This window comes from Hyphomonas atlantica corrig. (assembly GCF_017795365.1).
Lineage (GTDB): Bacteria > Pseudomonadota > Alphaproteobacteria > Caulobacterales > Hyphomonadaceae > Hyphomonas > Hyphomonas atlantica.
In genome coordinates this window covers 447,290-461,777 of the sequence record NZ_CP051254.1, presented here as the reverse complement: position 1 = coordinate 461,777, position 14,488 = coordinate 447,290, and the positions used below count along the sequence as shown (strand labels likewise).

The window sequence follows — 14,488 nt, the reverse complement described above, 5'->3', positions numbered from 1 at the left end:
CCGGAACCTGTTTACGGTCGCCAGCAAAATGTTCCGCGATCTATGGGATCACATGGCCCTGTCGAATCGAGAGCGCCAAACACGTCTGAAGGCCGATCTCAGTCGCATGGAGAGCGACATGACCCGGTTGGTGGACAAGATGCTCGATACCGATAACCACATCGTTATTGAGCAAATCGAGAAGCGCATGACCGCGCTCGAAGGCGAAAAGCTTTTGCTGTCAGAAAAGATCGAGAAACTGGGCGCACCCGTCCGAGGCTTCGACGAAATGTTCGAACACGCCCTGACGTTTCTCGCAAACCCTTATAATATTTGGAAAAATGGCACGCTCGCGGATCGCAGAAATGTGCTGAAACTGGCCTTTGCAGAGCGGCTGAAATACAGCCGCGATGAAGGACTTCGAACACCCCAAACCTCTATGCCTTTCAAGGTCTTAGGAGGATTTTGGGATGGTGAAAAAGAATTGGCGCACCCAAGAGGATTCGAACCTCTGACCTCTGCCTTCGGAGGGCAGCGCTCTATCCAGCTGAGCTATGGGTGCGAGCCGAAGCCGGTGAATACGGCATGCACGGGCCGAGTGCAACGCCGGATTGCCGTTCTGGCCGAGCTTGGCGCTTGCGTACCGGAAGGATTGGGATAGGTCTGGACCAACGAGGATTTCAGGAGTGACATATGCGGAGTTTATCCACGGCAATGACTGGCGCCGCGCTCGCGCTGCTGCTCGGCGTTTCAGCCTGCGGTTCGGAAAAGAGCGCGCCAGACGCCCCTGTTCAGGACGAAGCGGCAGACCGCGCCGCTCAGCTGGAAGCTCAGAAAGCCGCCTATGCGGACGCGCTCGCGCAAGCGCAGGCATCCCGTGGGGCAGGGGAGCCCGCGCTCTGGACGCTCAGCGATGAGGATACGACGCTTCACATCTTCGGCACGGTTCATCTGTTGCGGCCGGGACTCGATTGGCGGAGTGATGCGCTGGATGCGGCTCTGACAGACGCTGACACCATCGTCTTCGAGGCAGATGTCACCAGCCAGGCCGCCGCGTCGGAGATGATGAAATTCATCTCGACCGAGGGCATGCTTGGCGGCGGGCAGCAATTGTCGAACCTGCTCAGCGATCTGGAAAAAGCGGAGCTTCAAAAGGCGCTGGATCATGTCGGCCTGCCTTTGGGGGCGATCGAGCCGATGAAGCCCTGGTGGGCAGCGGTGAATCTGTCAGTGCTCCAGATCCAGAGCGAGGGATATGATCCCAACTCCGGGGTCGAAATGGTTATTGGCGCCGAGGCGCGCGAAGCGGACAAGTCCTTCGAATATCTGGAAACGATTGATGAGCAACTTGGCCGGCTCGCCAACATGCCGACAGATGTTCAGGTCGACTTCCTGATCAGTTCGGCGGAATCCATCGAAGAAGGCGGCGAGGTGCTGGACACGCTGGTCTCCGAATGGGTGGATGGCGATGTGAACGGGATCGGCCTTCTGATGTCCAACCCCGACATGATGGGATCGGATGAGGTCTATGACGCACTGCTCAAGGCGCGCAATGAAATCTGGGTCGGCAAGATCGAAGCGATGCTGGATGAACCGGGCACGAGCCTGATTGCCGTGGGCGCAGGTCATCTGGCCGGCGATGACAGCGTAATAAAGTTGCTTGAGGCGAAGGGCTACGAGGTGGAAGGCCCCTGAAGATCAGGTTTCGGCTGAGCGCCGCAAGGCGAGCAGGGCCTGATCCAGAATTTCCTGGCTTGCACAACAGACAATCTGGCCACCGAGCTTTGGCGGATTGCCGCGCCAGTCCGTGGCGAGTCCGCCCGCGCCGCGCACAACGGGAATCAAGGCTGCGACATCCCATGCCTTCAGGCCACTTTCCGCGACAAGGTCAATCGTGCCTGCAGCGAGCCGGGCATAGGCATAGGCATCCAGGCCGTAACGGCCGATGCGCGCGGTCGCGCGCAAATGCGTCCAGGCGCCTTCTTCGGCGGGTGTCAGGATGAACGGATCTGTCGTCGAGATAACAGCTTCGCGCAGATCCTTGCAGTCAGACACGCGGATCGGAGTTTGCTGGCCATCCTGTTCCAATGCCGCGCCGCCAGGCCATCCCAGATAGCGCTCATCCAGAACCGGCTGGTCAATCACGCCGATAATTGGCGTTCCGGATGCGTCACAGAGCGCGATCAGCGTGGTCCAGCTTGGCAGTCCCGCGACGAAGGCACGGGTGCCATCAATCGGGTCCAGCAACCAGGTAAAGCCGTTCTTTGACGGCTTTGCGGGGAATTCTTCTCCGGTGATGCCGTGATCGGGTCTTTCCGCTTCGATCAGCGCGCGCATGGCCTCTTCGGCCGCGGTATCTGCTGCAGTGACAGGATCAAACGCGGATTGTGCCGCGTCCATCTTGTTGTCGACTGTATCCAGAGCGCGAAAATGCGGCCGGATCGCTGTCCAGGCCGCATCTGCGAGTCGCCTGGCAAAGGCGAGCTCATCTTCAAGGGAGAAGGTGTTTGTCATCGGAGCAGGGCTTGCCCCGCCCGGCGGCACCCGTCAAGCGACGCCGGAGCTGCTCGTGTCGCCTTCGAGCGCCTTGGCCAGTTCCAGCAGGCGTTTACGTGGGCGCTCACCCAGGCGGTAATAGGCGCGGACCAGTTCCAAAGTCTCTTTCTGTGAAAGAATGTCGCCTTCCATACGCTCCGCATCGTTTGCCGCGTCGGGGGCGTTGGGCGAAGGGATACCGTCGAAGAAATACTGGACAGAAACATTCATTGCCTTGGCCAGCTCAAAGAGGCGGGAAGCTGTGATGCGGTTTGCGCCACATTCGTATTTCTGGATCTGTTGGAAGCGCACGCCTACCTGACTTGCGAGGTCCTGCTGGGTCATGCCCAGAAGGCGGCGGCGGCGGCGAAGGCGCTTGCCTACGTGAAGGTCTGTTTCATCAGCCATATTCAGCTCCTAGCGGATGGGACCGGTATCAGTCCCAAAACGGGATAGTTTGGCTGGAGCGACGCAAATGGTGTGCCGTTGGGCACAAATGCTCATTTTTTGGCCTGCAATCTCAAAATGCAGAGAAATCCCGATTCAGTGGTTGCGTTTTGTGCGGCGCAACATAAACCTGTCCTTGCACTCCGGTGCAGACGCCTCTGGCGTTTCCTCCCTTTGACCTTGGCCGCGCTTTCGTAGCGCGGCCCTTTTTTTTTGAAAACAAGGTCTTGAGGTTGAAGTGCGTGTGTTGCCTCAGCGGGACGTGATGAGGTCGGCCACGCTCAGGATCTCGGTGACAACGTCGGACAATTTTTGCTGCAGCGGCTCAAAGCCTGCGCTCTGCGTAACCGCATCCTCATTCATATAGAGACCGCGATTGATCTCGATCTGTATCGCGTGGAAGCCGCGCTTGGGCCGGCCATAGCGACGGGTTGTATATCCACCGGCATAAGGCGCGTTGCGTGCGACGCTCAGCCCGAGCCCGCGGAACGCCCGTTCTATCCGGCTCGTCAGACGCGGATCGCAGCTTGATCCGAACCGGTCTCCAAGCACGATATCCGCCAGATTGCGTCGCCCGGGTTGTGTGCTGGGCATGGAGTGGCAATCGATCAGGAAGGCTTGACCGTGTCGCTCCTTCAGGCTGGCAAGTTCGGTGGCCAGGCACTGATGATAGACATCATGAATGCCAGCCAGGCGGGCTTCGCCCTCCGCCCGGGTGAGGAGGCGTGCATAAATGGCTTCGCCGCGGGCAGCGACCCGGGGCAAGCACCCCAGTCCTGCCTCAACTCTCGCTGTCGGCAGTCCGCAAGCGCGCGGTACGCCGTCACTGAACATGCCGGGATCCAGTTCTCTGGGATCGCGGTTCAAATCTGTGACAGTCCGCGCATATTTTGCGGCAATCAGCAGGCCCCCCTGTCCCGGAACGCTCGAGAACAACTGGTCCACGAAGGCATCTTCGGTGCGTCTGACGAGCGCAAGTGGTACGCAAAGGGCCGATTGCATGTCTTGCGGATAGAGGTTTCCGGAGTGCGGGGAGGCAAAAACAACAGGTGCACGCATTTTTTCTGGCGGCTCTAGCCGGAATGGTATGGCGTATCTTGGCAGGCCACGCGTGTTGCGTTCTGGCGTTTGCGAGGTCTGAAAATCCTCAGCCCTGTCAAGAAATTGCGGAGCATCTGTCATCCGGCGCATCGTTTCCCTGTTTGCCTGAAGGTCAAGCCTTTTCGCTGAGCTGCGCCAATATTTGAGCGGTGGATCCTGACAATATTCACGCCTGATTTACCGAACTGCGTCTTTATGCTTAGGGTTATATTGAGAAGAGGGACATTCAGCGTGACCAAGATTCTGCTGGCTGAAGATGATGATTCCATGCGCATGTTCCTGGCCGCCGCCCTGCGCCGGGCGGGACATGAGATTCAGGACTATGCCGACGGCGAAAGCGCCTTGTCCGCGCTGGAGCGCGAAGTGTTCGACCTTCTCCTCACCGATATCGTGATGCCAGGCCTTGATGGCATTGAGCTGGCGCGGCGCGGCGCTGAGCTCGATCCTGCCATGAAAATCGTCTTCATCACCGGGTTCGCCGCTGTTGCCCTGTCATCCGGTGCGCCGACGCCTGCGGGCGCCAAGGTACTCTCCAAACCCTTCCATCTCCGCGAGATCGTGGATGAGGTGGACAAGGTCATGGCTGCCTGATGGACCGGGGCGACTCCAATGAGACGCCCAAACTGCTGAAATCTGTGTCGCGTGATGCCGGGCGTCATTTCTTTGATGCGCCCGCCAGAATGAATCTGGGTGATTGTATTCTTCGGCTGAGACATCTCGCCGGCCTGGAGATCATTTCTCTCACGCCGTCCGAACTTGGCCACTGGCTGTCTTTTCGGTTTGAAGGGCATGCCTTTTCCGCAAATGATCCATTCGGAGAGGTCTGGTTCTTTGCCGAAGATCCCGAGACGCCGGATGCGCTACTGCAGAAAATTGCACTCTGTGTGGTTACAACGACAAAGCCGTCTTGACGCCGGGCGCTGAATTATCCATTACCCCTGCTTCCGACTGGATCGGGCGGTTAGCTCAGTGGTAGAGCACTACGTTGACATCGTAGGGGTCACAAGTTCGAACCTTGTACCGCCCACCATCGTTTTCTGATTTTTTGCGCAACCCTTCACGCGAGTTCAATCAAGAACCTGCGGGTGCCTTTTCTCCAGTTCGCTTTGCGAATTTTGCTCGCTGTACGGGATGACGCCCAATGATCGGAGCTTGTTCCACGAACTCATCTTGACAGTGATATATTATAACAATACGGGCGAGGTGTCTATCCTGGAGGGAATAGTATGAGACGAGTTATGAGACACTTGGCACTCGGCGTAGCGGCGATGGCTGTTACAGGTTCTGCATCAGTTTTTGCGGAAGAGGGGCAAGAAGGCGGGTCGGAACTAGATGCTGATGCAACACGTGTAATTGATAAGGTTGTAACGATTGGAACCCTGGCCGAAGCGGATGCAAATTCAGCGTTGCCACTTGAGGTGCTATCCGGCGCTGAACTGGCAAATCGCCGGCAAGGCGGATTGGGAGAGACACTGGCTGGCTTGCCGGGTATTCACTTGGACAATTTCGGCGGCGGTGCTTCGCGCCCTGTGATTCGCGGGCAGACAATCCCGCGTATTGAGATTCTGAGTGATGGTGCCAATCTCTACGATGTGTCGTCTGTTGCACCAGACCACGCCATCACTGCAGAGCCTCTTCTGCTTGATGGCATCGAGGTCCTCCGTGGTTCGGCTGCGGCTCGCTATGGTGGCAATGCGCTGAATGGCGCGATCAATCTGATTGATGGCAAGATTCCGAAGCACCTGCCGGAGAACGGCCTCGAAGGTGGCGCCGAGGCGCGATTCGGCACGGGAGATGAAGAGGCGGCGGCTGCGGGCCGGGCGACTCTCGGTCTCGGCCAGTTCGCCCTGCATGTTGAAGGGTTTCGTCGTGCCAGCGAGAATTATGCCGTGCCGGACGGTTTCGGAAGTGACAAGTTGAAGGATTCCTTCTCGGAAGGTGATGGCTACAGCGTCGGCGGGTCATGGATAACGTCCAAGGGATACATTGGCGCTGCATACTCCCGCTTGGACAGCGAGTATGGCCTGCCTGGCCACTCGCACAAAAATGCCGTTTGCCACACGCATGGCACGGATCTTCATTGCGCGGCACATGGGGGATATGGCGACCCGTTTGGGTCTTCCGACGATCACACCGCCAAGATCAATCTTCGTGCGGACCGGATCGACGTGCGGGCTGACTATGCTGATGTGCTTCCCGGGGTCCAGCATGCGCGAGTTCGCCTGTCCTATACAGACTATCAGCACGACGAAATCGACGGCCCCTTCATCTTCACAGCTTATTCGAACGAAGTTTATGATGGTCGCGTGGAGTTGACCCACAAACCTGTCTCCGGCTTCGTCGGAACGTTCGGCGTCCAGTACACCGAAGGCGAGTTTACCGGGATCAATGTCAACGATCTGCATGAGGAGTTCCCGGAAAACGGGTGGGGGTTTGATGGCCCGTCCTATCACCAGACTGAAAATGTCGGTATTTTCCTGAGCGAAGCACGCGCGTTTGGTGCCGTCGATCTAGAGTTTGCGATCCGTAAGGACTGGCGCGAAATCGACGTAACTGTACCGCCATTCAGGATGCAGTTAACTCCGGAAATCGAGGCGCTCTATGCCCCCTTCTTTGTGGTGATCTACGGCGAGAACTGGAAGGAGGTCTTGGAAGCGAACTCAATTGAGACCTTCAAGAAGCGCAATCCGACATCGAAACATGATCCCCTGTCGGCATCTATCGGAGCGACCTGGAATCTCGATTCAGATTATTCCATCGCGTTGTCCTTGGCTCATTCCGAACGTGCGCCGAACATTCGTGAACTCTACGCGTATGGAAACAATCTTGCCACGAATAGCTACGAAGTGGGGCTCACACAATCCAGGAGGGCATCATCATCGTTTCCCGAGAGCGCCACGGATGTGCTTGAGAAGACGGACTCCCTGAACCTCACCTTTCGGAAGACTCAGGGGCCTACACAGTTTGAAGTTGGGGCTTTTTACATGGATGTGGAAGACTACATCTTCGCGCGGCTCATCGAAACCGATGATGAGACTGGCTCCCCACACAACTATCTGCTGTACGTTACTGCAGATGCGAAGTTCAGCGGAATCGATGGACAAATCAGTCATCAGATCTCACAAGAGTCGCGGCTTACCGTTTTTGGAGACTACGTTCACACGGATATGACCAGTGAGGACGATGAGCTTCCGCGGATTCCGCCCGCTCGCCTCGGCGTTCGTTACGAATTGGACAAAGGGCCGATTTTCGCTGAGGTGGAGTTCATTCACACTTTTGATCAAGATCGCATTGCATCATATGAAACCGAGACCGATAGCTACAATCTGGTCAACGGAACCGTGACTTATCGGCTTGATCCCGATGCTGAGAAGTCCACGGAGTTCTTCCTGCGCGGGACGAACCTGTTTGATGAACTGGCCTATGTTCACACGTCGTTTGTGAAGAGTCAGTCGCCACTGCGGGGGCGCAATCTGGTACTGGGTGTCAGAACCAGCTTCTAGGTCCGTCAGTTCTTGAAACAGGCATTTTCCGAAAGGGCGCGGGACATGGTCTCAGCGCCCTTTTTTGACCGGCGGCGGAAACTAATACCTGTCTGTTGCGTAAATGCGGGATATTGCCTGCAGGAAATCAGAATGCATGATACAGAATGGCCGCGATCAGACATGTTCATCGTCTACTACACTGGCGGAAAGCTGCTGGAGGCGGCGAATATTTCACACATGGCGCGCAAGCTGGATGACCGGTTGTTTCTTGTGCTCTCGCCTGAGACTCAGTCGCGACTCTATCATCATGTCAAACGCTTGGCGTCGCCAGACGCATTGTTTGTTGGCCGACTAGCAGCCTTGCCGAAATTCAAGGGCATGCAGGCCGGCACGACCAAATGGGTTGGCAGCCACATGCCGACATGAAAAAGGCGGCCCGCTCAGGCCGCCTTTTTCCTTGTTTGCGTCTGCAGCGCGCTAACCGTCCAGATCGACCATGGGTTCGCGGTTCCAGTGGCGCAATTTGGCGAGGGACTTCACGAAATCTGATGCGTCACCTGCCTTGCTAAGGACAATGCAGCCTTCATCCTTGTCATTCCAGATTCCGGCCTTTTCCATCAGGGGCCCGGCCGTGTCGACATAGCCGATGAATTTGCAATGGGCGAAGGCGTCAGCCACGAAATCCCGGCTTGGCGCATCTTCCTTCACTGTGGCCGCGCCATCGTCGGAGATCAGGAGCGCGACGGCGTCATACAGAACCGATGGGCCACCATCGATTTTTTCGTCCGCCTCAATGTGAGATCCGTCGCTGAGCGTGATGCCGCCCACTTTCGGACTGATGATGGCGGTCAATCCGCCAGCAGCACTGACTTTCTCTTTCAGCGCGTTGAGAAGGTCCGCATCCGCTCCGTCGGTCGCGAAAATACCCAGCTTGCGGCCGGCAAAACTGTCCGGCGCATTCTTGAGAATGCTGAGTGGATCTGAGACGGGCAGATCGGGCAGCGGCTTGCTGGCCGGCTTTGCGGCCGCTGGCATGTCGGATACGCCGAGCCCTTTGGCCACTTTCCTTGCGAGATCCTTGTCGATGTTAAGCAGATGGGACAGCATCCGCAGGCGGATGTCCATGGTCTGCACCTTGCTGAGTTCGAACGTCAGCGCGTCGGCAATGTGCTTCTGCTCGACCGCTGTCTGACTTACATAGAATTGCCGGGCTTGGCTGTAATGATCCGCAAAGGATTCCGGGCGCAGCCGGGTTTTTTTGTCCTCCACCGGTTCTGCATAGGAGCGGAAGCCCCGTTTCGGATCTTCCCGCGGGCCACCATCTTTCGGGCCCCAGCTATTTGGCTCGTAATTGGCGCGCCCTTTCGGGTTCTCCATTGCCATATGGCCGTCCTGCTGGAAATGCCGCATCGGACAACGCGGCCGGTTGATCGGAATATGGGTGAAGTTCGGGCTGCCAAGCCTTTTCAATTGGGTGTCCAGATAGGAAAAGTTCCGGCCTTGCAGAAGCGGGTCATTGGTGAAGTCGATACCCGGAACAATGTTCTGGGTACAGAAAGCCACCTGTTCGGTTTCGGCGAAGAAATTGTCGACCACCCGGTTCAGCACCATCCGGCCGATGATACGGACCGGCACCTGCTCTTCGGGGATGAGCTTTGTAGCATCCAGCACATCAAATTCGAATTTCTCGGCGAAGTCTTCATCGAACAATTGCACGCCAAGCTCCCATTCAGGGTAGTCGCCCATATTGATGGCGTCCCACATGTCACGGCGGTGGAAATCGGGGTCAGCGCCGTTGATCTTGAGCGCTTCATTCCAGGCGACCGACTGAACGCCTTGTTTTGGCTTCCAGTGGAACTTGACGAAGGTCGCCTTGCCTTCTGCATTGACGAAGCGGAATGTGTGAACGCCGAAACCTTCCATGAAGCGCAGGGAGCGCGGGATGGTCCGGTCAGACATGATCCACATGACCATGTTCATCGATTCCGGGCTGAGGGAGATGAAATCCCAGAAATTGTCATGCGCTGTCTGCGCTTGCGGGAAACCGCGGTCGGGCGCGGGTTTTGCCGCATGGATCAGATCCGGGAATTTGATGGCGTCCTGTATGAAGAAGACCGGGATGTTGTTGCCGACAAGGTCCCAGTTGCCTTCCTTGGTATAGAATTTGACGGCAAACCCCCTGACGTCACGGGCCAAGTCTGGTGACCCCTTGTTTCCGGCCACAGTGGAGAAGCGCGCGAAGACATCTGTTTTCTCACCTTTTCGCTGAAATATGTCGGCTGTCGTAATGTCTTCCAGCGTGTCGAGGGTTTCGAAATAGCCATGCGCGCCATAGCCGCGGGCATGAACGACACGCTCAGGAATACGTTCATGGTCGAAGTGAAAGATCTTTTCGCGGAAAATGAAGTCTTCGGTCAGCATTGGCCCGCGTGGCCCAGCCTTGAGGTGGTTCTGATCATCAGCGACCGGGACACCTTGCTGGGTGGTCATGGTCTCGTAGCCATCTTCAGTTGTCTGATGAGGTGCGCCGCCTGAGCTCAAGTTCAGGTCTGCTTTGTCTGACATGGAATTCCGTCCTGTTGAGAAGAGTGTACAGACTAACTTCGCAAAGCGGAACCGGTTCCTGAGAAGGCGTGAAGTTTTCCAACGTCATGCCCACACAAGACAACGGACGATCCGCCAGGGATCGCCCGTTTCGCTTGCTGATTGAGATTGCCCTATCAGGACAGGCGGTCTGCGAAGGCTTCACCTTCACTTGCGCTGGCATAGGCTTCTTGCAGCAGCGCGCGGGACTGGCCCTGGACTTCCGGTTTGTCCATACGATCCTTGATGGCGCTGGCAAGGTGGGCTTCACCATCATCCACGGCTTCGAGCGCGGCTTTGGCATCATTCTGGAACAGGGATGAAAACTCCGTCAGCGTACGATGCAAGGCCCCAAGGGTGCCGCCCTCGGTTTGCGGCTCGCCGCCCAGGGAGCGGACCTGCTGTTGAATGCGGTTAATCAGGCCAGCGCGATCGTTTGCGCGTCTGCGGAATTCCGCCTGGAACGCAAAATTCTCATCTGTGACATCTGCACATTTCTCATAGCCCTTCTGGCTGTCGATCAGCACTTTGGTGACATCATTCAGGGCGTCGATTTCGGTCTTGTTCATTGTGTCGGACATGTCCGGTCTCCTTGTTGCGTGTCTTGACCAACAAGTCCCCCGAGCGGGAGTTCCGAACGCCCTGACTTAAATAATGGATATGGTTTCCGGAGATTAACTCTCGAACGGGTCTTTCATCAGGATCACGTCCTCGCGTTCCGGTGAGGTGGAGACGAGGGCGCAGGGCTTTCCGACAAGCTCTTCCAGACGGCGAACATATTTGACGGCTTCGGCCGGCAGATCGGCCCAGGAGCGTGCGCCCTTAGTCGAATCCTTCCAGCCGGGCATGGTTTCATAGATCGGTTCGACAGCGGCCTGGTCGGTGAGGCCAGCAGGATAGTAATCGATTTCCTTGCCGTTCAGCTTGTAGGCGACGCAGACCTTGATCTCGTCAAACCCGTCCAGCACGTCCAGCTTGGTCAGGGCGAGGCCGTTGACGCCGGAGGTGGCGCAGGCCTGACGGACCATGACGCTGTCAAACCAGCCGCAACGACGCGCACGGCCCGTGTTCACGCCAACTTCGCGGCCGATCGTGCCGAGGCGTTCGCCAATCTCATTGTCTTGTTCTGTGGGGAAGGGGCCCGCGCCGACGCGGGTGGTGTAGGCTTTTGCGAGGCCGAGAACGTAGGAGATTGCGCCGGGGCCGACGCCCGATCCGGCAGATGCGTTTCCGGCGACCACGTTTGAAGAGGTCACAAAGGGATAGGTGCCGTGGTCAACGTCCAGCATCACGCCTTGAGCGCCTTCGAACAGGATTCGCTTTCCAGCGCGGACTTCCTCATCCAGCAGCTTCCAGACCGGCTGTGCGTAGGACAGGATCTTGTCAGCAATTTTCAGCAATTCAGCCTTCAGCGCCGGGCCGTCTGGCTCTGGCAGGCCAACACCGGCGCGCAATGGGCGGTGGTGGGCGAGCAGGCGCTCGATCTTCAGGTCCAGTGCGGCCGGATCTGCCAGATCTGCGACGCGAATGGCGCGGCGGCCAACGCGGTCTTCATAGGCCGGGCCGATGCCGCGCTTTGTCGTGCCGATCTGGCCAGCGCCGAGCGCGCCTTCACGGGCAGCGTCGATGTCCTTGTGCCAGGGCAAGATAAGGGAGGCATTATCAGACAGGATCAGGGTTTCCGGCGTCACATCAACGCCTTGCGCGCGGATGCCGTCGATCTCTTCCAACATGTGCCACGGATCAACCACGACGCCATTGCCAATGACCGAGAGCTTGCCGCCGCGCACGAGGCCGGAGGGCAGCAGCGCCAGCTTGAACGTCTTGCCGTCAATAACCAGCGTGTGGCCGGCATTGTGGCCGCCCTGAAAGCGCACCACGACATCGGCGCGGCTGGATAGCCAATCGACGATTTTGCCCTTGCCTTCGTCGCCCCACTGGGCCCCTACAACCACTACTCCGGCCATGATTCCTGCTCCTGAAAGTCCGCCGGGACTTGGGCAGGATTTGAGCGGCAATTGCAAGGGGAAGAGTGAAATACCTTTGTCGCAGGCGGGAGCGGATTCTCCTGTGACCGGAGACGCGGCGTGCGTTCCGGCAGGGTGGGCGCATTGTCGGCTGGCTCAGCCGGAATCAGTCCAGGCCGACACTAGCCTTGCGTTCAGCAGACCGGGAAGGGCGGTCGAGAGTGCGCCAAGCTCGGCGTTGAGGCGAAACGCATTCGGCGCAGGACCCGCCACCGGGCTGGGGCGGCCCTTTGCCTTGAGGCGCTGGAAGCTGCGGGCGAGACGTTTGGCGGCAGTTTCAGGAGATTTCAGGAGGCGATGAAGCGCCCGGACGCGGGCGAGCAATCTGGCCGTGGAGACCAGGCCGGCACGCGCACAACCATTGCGTGCAATTTCTGGAAACGGATCTGATAGGTTGAGCTGTTGTGAGGCTGGCCGGAGGGTGAGATGATACTCCACCGCGCCGGGAAATACGACTATCTCCACGCCGTCCGGCAAATCTGGCGAGGGCGCGCGTTGTTTCGGCGGTGCAAAGACAACATGCAGGCCGAGCGCCATCATGGCGATCAATCGTCGGACAATTTGCTCGATCAGTTTCAACCGGCCATTGGCCCGGGCGCGCCGCGTGCGCGGCATGTGTACGGGCCGCAAATGCAGATTGTCCCGCGCGATCACATCGAGCAGCGCGTGCTCTACCAGCCCAAGCCCCATGGCGATGAAGGAGGAATCCTTGCACATGCCACCAAGTGTGGAAGCAGGACGTCTCAGACGGATAAGGCGCGGAACTGCGTGCTGGGATCTGCCCGGTTATGCGATGCCTGAAAGGCCTGCTTCGGCGAGTTCCAGCTGCATGAACTCCCGCCATCTGGCGCCGACCCGCAACATGTCCGCCGTCTTTGCATGGAGGATTGCGGGCGAGAGGTCGAGCGGGGTGTCGCGCTGGGCCGCTACGCGATGATCCCAGAAGGGATGGAAGATTGCCATGTCGCGGCACGTGGACCATGCCCTGATCAGGTGCGTACCATCATCCTGCGGTGCCAGGTCCGGCAGGTCTTCATGATGGGCTGGCGGTACGGCGGCGGTCGCTGTGTTTCCGGAGATTTTGCCAGCGATGGCGCCGCCGAGGCCACGGCCAGTGAAGTCGGCATGGTCGATCCCTGCAGATTTCAGGCCGAGCTGAATGTAGGTGGCGAGCGTGTCCAGGCTGATCGTTCCACCTTCAGGCAGATCGAATGAGCCGCCATGATGGGGCAGGTCAATCACCCAGACCGGGCGGTCCTTTGCCAGCCCCGCGGCCTGTCCCAGCATTTGCTCGCCGGATTGCCCCGCAGCATGCAGCAGGACCAGGGGCGGCTGACTGCCACCGCCAAGGCGGTAGGCGTGAAGCTGGCCGAAATCCGTGCACAGATAGGTTCGGCGGAGATCTGTCGACGGGTCAGGTTTGACCAGCGAACCTGCGTTTGTAGACGGAAGGGCCTGCGTCGCGATTTGTTGTTTCAGGGCGTCTGCCTGAACACCGTAGCGCGCATCGAGACCAGCGCCAGCATAATGGACGGTGATGCATTCAGGCAGGCCCATGTTTATGAGGTCGTCCGCAATGTTTTTTACCGGGCTTCCTTCCCAGCGGGTCATGATGGAGGGGACATTCAGCCCATCAAGATGCGCTCGTTTCTCGGAGTGGAGCGCAGCCTTGTAGGCTTTGGCGTAATCTTTCCCCGCGAGCAGGTATCGCAGGAATATTGCATGCGTCATGTCAGCCGGCGCAAGGTCCAGCCCCAGGCGTTCGGCCGGATCATCCGAGTTCCACGGGAAAGAGAAGAACAATTGGCGACACATGTCCCAATAGGTCAGCAGGTGGCCGCCATCCCGGCGCGGCGTAACATCCGCGAAATAGCCACTGTCGATCAGACGCGTCGCCATTTCATCGGAGATGTGGCCGTTGGAATCCAGCATCACGAATCTGGCGCGATCCGGATAGAGTTTGCCGAGTTCTGCCGCGAACTGCGCACCCGTGGCAGCGCCGTAGACAAAGTATCGGTCAAAGCCGAGTGCCGTCATCGCGTCATTGAGCACGATGGCGTAGTCGGAAACTGTGGGCGTTTCCAGCGCGACCGCATCCGACCAGCCATAGCCGGGCGTATCCATCGCGATACAGGTGCAAAGCGGGGAGAAGGCGTTGAGGGCGGCGCCCATCGCCCCGGAATGCTGCGGCGAAGGGTGCAGGACGAGCAAGGGCGGGCCGGAGCCTTCGGCGCGGAAGTGAATCTGGCGCCCATTGGGCAGGGTTACATATCCACAATTCGCCATGCACGCGTCTCCGATCTCGCTCGAATTCATATTGTTATATGAATA

Annotated in this window: 13 protein-coding genes and 2 tRNA genes; 6 read left to right on the top strand and 9 right to left on the bottom strand. The window is 58.3% G+C overall.

The window, feature by feature from the left end:
- Window positions 1–464: 464 nt before the first annotated feature.
- Window positions 465–541 (bottom strand) — tRNA-Arg (locus HF931_RS02275).
- 131 nt (window positions 542–672) lie between these two features.
- Here HF931_RS02275 and HF931_RS02270 point away from each other — a divergent pair.
- Complete coding sequence (locus tag HF931_RS02270; protein WP_273241702.1) at window positions 673–1,674, top strand: TraB/GumN family protein; 1,002 nt, start codon at window positions 673–675, stop codon at window positions 1,672–1,674.
- Window positions 1,675–1,677: 3 nt separating this feature from the next.
- On the opposite strand, the gene hisN is transcribed toward HF931_RS02270, so the two are convergent.
- The 3 genes from hisN to HF931_RS02255 form a co-directional block, all read right to left on the bottom strand.
- Window positions 1,678–2,493 (bottom strand): histidinol-phosphatase, encoded by an 816-nt coding sequence (gene hisN / locus HF931_RS02265; protein WP_273241701.1) that lies wholly within the window; start codon window positions 2,491–2,493, stop codon window positions 1,678–1,680.
- A 33-nt stretch (window positions 2,494–2,526) separates the two neighbouring features.
- Window positions 2,527–2,922, bottom strand: a complete 396-nt coding sequence (locus HF931_RS02260) for a helix-turn-helix domain-containing protein (protein WP_035554240.1) — start codon at window positions 2,920–2,922, stop codon at window positions 2,527–2,529.
- A 291-nt stretch (window positions 2,923–3,213) separates the two neighbouring features.
- Window positions 3,214–4,020, bottom strand: a complete 807-nt coding sequence (locus HF931_RS02255) for an N-formylglutamate amidohydrolase (protein ID WP_035554552.1) — start codon at window positions 4,018–4,020, stop codon at window positions 3,214–3,216.
- Window positions 4,021–4,293: 273 nt separating this feature from the next.
- Between HF931_RS02255 and cpdR the strand changes: the two genes are divergently transcribed.
- The 5 genes from cpdR (at window position 4,294) to HF931_RS02230 (ending at window position 7,973) form a co-directional block, all read left to right on the top strand.
- Window positions 4,294–4,653 carry a cell cycle two-component system response regulator CpdR gene (gene cpdR / locus HF931_RS02250; RefSeq protein ID WP_035554241.1) on the top strand — a complete coding sequence of 120 codons (360 nt, stop codon included), beginning with the start codon at window positions 4,294–4,296 and terminating at the stop codon, window positions 4,651–4,653.
- The gene (locus HF931_RS02245) at window positions 4,653–4,973 is read left to right on the top strand and encodes a hypothetical protein (protein WP_273012213.1); all 321 of its coding nucleotides are present in this window, start codon (window positions 4,653–4,655) and stop codon (window positions 4,971–4,973) included. The genes cpdR and HF931_RS02245 overlap by 1 nt, the downstream gene beginning before the upstream one ends.
- A 44-nt stretch (window positions 4,974–5,017) precedes the next feature.
- A tRNA-Val gene (locus tag HF931_RS02240) sits at window positions 5,018–5,092 on the top strand.
- Between the two features lie 208 nt (window positions 5,093–5,300).
- A complete protein-coding gene (locus tag HF931_RS02235) occupies window positions 5,301–7,565 on the top strand; it encodes a TonB-dependent receptor domain-containing protein (RefSeq protein ID WP_273241700.1) in 2,265 nt (754 codons plus the stop codon).
- A gap of 132 nt (window positions 7,566–7,697) precedes the next feature.
- Window positions 7,698–7,973 carry a hypothetical protein gene (locus HF931_RS02230; RefSeq protein WP_273012217.1) on the top strand — a complete coding sequence of 92 codons (276 nt, stop codon included), beginning with the start codon at window positions 7,698–7,700 and terminating at the stop codon, window positions 7,971–7,973.
- Between the two features lie 51 nt (window positions 7,974–8,024).
- Here HF931_RS02230 and HF931_RS02225 read toward each other — a convergent pair whose 3' ends face one another.
- From HF931_RS02225 to HF931_RS02205, 5 genes are all read right to left on the bottom strand, one after another.
- Entirely contained in the window at window positions 8,025–10,112 is a 2,088-nt protein-coding gene (locus HF931_RS02225; RefSeq protein ID WP_273241699.1) for a catalase, read from the bottom strand.
- Between the two features lie 155 nt (window positions 10,113–10,267).
- Window positions 10,268–10,711: a PA2169 family four-helix-bundle protein gene (locus tag HF931_RS02220; RefSeq protein ID WP_273241698.1), complete on the bottom strand. Its 444-nt coding sequence runs from the start codon at window positions 10,709–10,711 to the stop codon at window positions 10,268–10,270.
- Between the two features lie 93 nt (window positions 10,712–10,804).
- Window positions 10,805–12,097 (bottom strand): adenylosuccinate synthase, encoded by a 1,293-nt coding sequence (locus HF931_RS02215; RefSeq protein ID WP_273241697.1) that lies wholly within the window; start codon window positions 12,095–12,097, stop codon window positions 10,805–10,807.
- Between the two features lie 156 nt (window positions 12,098–12,253).
- The gene (locus HF931_RS02210) at window positions 12,254–12,874 is read right to left on the bottom strand and encodes a hypothetical protein (RefSeq protein ID WP_273241696.1); all 621 of its coding nucleotides are present in this window, start codon (window positions 12,872–12,874) and stop codon (window positions 12,254–12,256) included.
- Between the two features lie 69 nt (window positions 12,875–12,943).
- Window positions 12,944–14,443, bottom strand: coding sequence for an alpha/beta hydrolase (locus HF931_RS02205; protein WP_273241695.1), 1,500 nt, complete (start codon window positions 14,441–14,443; stop codon window positions 12,944–12,946).
- Between the last annotated feature and the right edge of the window lie 45 nt (window positions 14,444–14,488).